We start from the raw sequence: 1,781 nt of genomic DNA, 5'->3' as shown, positions 1-1,781 counted from the left end.
CGCTGTCCATCGATGACACCTACCTCACCCGTGCCCAGCGCCAGCGTCTGGCCGATCGCGTGCATCCGCTGCTGGCCACGCGCGGCCCGCCCGGCACCCACGATCTTCCATTGGCCTTGGATACGCTCGATGCCGCCAGCAGCGGACAACCATTCCACCTGCCGCGCTTTGACAAACTGGCCGATGAGCGGGTGGACGAAGCGCAGTGGGAACGGATCGACGGCCGCCTGGACCTGCTGGTGTTCGAAGGCTGGTTCCTGGGCACCCCGGCCGAACCGGAGGCGGCGCTGCAGACACCGCTGAACGCGCTGGAACGCGAGGCCGACGCTGACGGGCGCTGGCGGCACTGGTGCAACCAGACCCTGGCCGATGACTATCCGGCGCTGTGGCGGCGCTTCGATCGCCTCTGGTTCCTGCAACCACCGGGGTTTGCGGTGGTGCCGCAGTGGCGCTGGCAGCAGGAACAGGCGCTGCAACAGGCGGCCCCCGGCCGCAGCGGCATGAGCCGCGCGCAGCTGGAACGCTTCGTGCAGTTCTACGAGCGGATCAGCCGGCAGGCCTTGCGCACCCTGCCGGCTATTGCCGACCGCGTGATCGCGCTGGACGCGCACCGGCGGCCACTCCAGGCGTAGGAACCGACGGTCACCGCTCGAACCACGCGCCTACGCCAGCGGCCGCCTCACTCGACCAGGAACGTGATCCGCAGGTTGACCCGCCACTCGATGATGTTGCCCTGCCCGTCGGTGACCGCCTTGGTCTCGCTGATCCACGCGCCCTGGATGCCCTTGACGGTCTCGGCCACCTTCTTCAGACCCGAGCGCACCGCCTCCTCCACGCTGGTCTTGGACGAGGCGCTGACTTCGATGATTTTCGCTACAGACATGCCCTGCTCCTTGGTTGCACCACGAACCATTCGTGGAAGGGCAGAGCTTGGCTGCTACCTTGTTAACGCACCGACACGAGGTGCTAGCATCGATCCGCTATGAATCCAGCCCCCAACCTCATTCTGGTCGGCCCGATGGGGGCCGGGAAAACCTGCATCGGCCGGCGTCTGGCCGAGCGCTTCGGGCTGGAATTCGTCGATGCCGACCAGGCCATCGTCGATGACACCGGCTCCAGCATTCCCGCCATTTTTGACAACCTCGGCGAGCCCGGCTTCCGCGTGCATGAAAAGCGCGTGCTCGGCGCGCTGCTGCAACGCGGTGGCCAGCTGATTTCCACCGGTGGCGGCGCCGTGCTAGATGCCGACAACCGCCGGCTGATCCGGCAGCGCGGTTTTGTCGTCTACCTGCGGGTCAGCGTCGCCTCGCAGCTGGCACGCCTGCAGCGCGACAAGACCCGCCCGCTGTTGCAGCGCGATGACCGCGAGCAGGTGCTTCACGAGATGGCGGCCTTCCGCGATCCGCTGTACCGCGAAGTGGCCGACCTGACCATCGATACCGACCTTTACACCCCCGCCGAAGCGACCGCCCATGCCGTGGTGCGGCTGGCCGCGCTCTGGCAGATTTCGGAACTTCCCGCATGACCCCCGCTGCTCCCCCTACCGTCGATGTCGGCGGTGAACGCCCTTACCGGATCCACATCGGTCCTGGCCTGCTGGCCCGGGGCGAACTGCTGGCCGATGTCATCCGCGGCCGCCACGTACTGCTGGTCAGCGACGACACCGTCGCCCCGCTGTATCTGGCGCAAGTGCAGGCCGCACTGCTGGCTGCACGCCCGGCGCTGAAGATCGGCCAGCACCTCATCCCGGCCGGCGAAGCTCCAAGACGCTGGCGAGCTTC

At 67.4% G+C, this 1,781-nt stretch carries 3 protein-coding genes and 1 pseudogene; 3 read left to right on the top strand and 1 reads right to left on the bottom strand.

Annotated elements, in window-relative coordinates; all coding sequences use genetic code 11:
• Positions 1-632 (top strand): hypothetical protein (locus JCM9942_RS15150; protein WP_054660670.1); only part of this gene is annotated, 632 nt, incomplete at its 5' end.
• 47 nt (positions 633-679) lie between these two features.
• Here the strand turns inward: JCM9942_RS15150 and JCM9942_RS15145 are convergent.
• Positions 680-883 carry a dodecin family protein gene (locus JCM9942_RS15145; RefSeq protein WP_054660668.1) on the bottom strand — a complete coding sequence of 68 codons (204 nt, stop codon included), beginning with the start codon at positions 881-883 and terminating at the stop codon, positions 680-682.
• A gap of 99 nt (positions 884-982) precedes the next feature.
• Here JCM9942_RS15145 and JCM9942_RS15140 point away from each other — a divergent pair, with 99 nt between their 5' ends.
• Together JCM9942_RS15140 and JCM9942_RS15135 are read left to right on the top strand one after the other, a co-directional pair.
• The gene (locus tag JCM9942_RS15140) at positions 983-1,525 is read left to right on the top strand and encodes a shikimate kinase (RefSeq protein ID WP_054660666.1); all 543 of its coding nucleotides are present in this window, start codon (positions 983-985) and stop codon (positions 1,523-1,525) included.
• Positions 1,522-1,781 (top strand): annotated as a pseudogene (locus tag JCM9942_RS15135) (3-dehydroquinate synthase); the annotation flags it as partial. The gene JCM9942_RS15140 and the pseudogene JCM9942_RS15135, both read left to right, overlap by 4 nt.

This window comes from Stenotrophomonas pictorum JCM 9942, assembly GCF_001310775.1.
Lineage (GTDB): Bacteria > Pseudomonadota > Gammaproteobacteria > Xanthomonadales > Xanthomonadaceae > Stenotrophomonas > Stenotrophomonas pictorum.
Note: the sequence above shows the minus strand (reverse complement) of the source record. Positions and strands in the feature narration are given on the sequence as shown.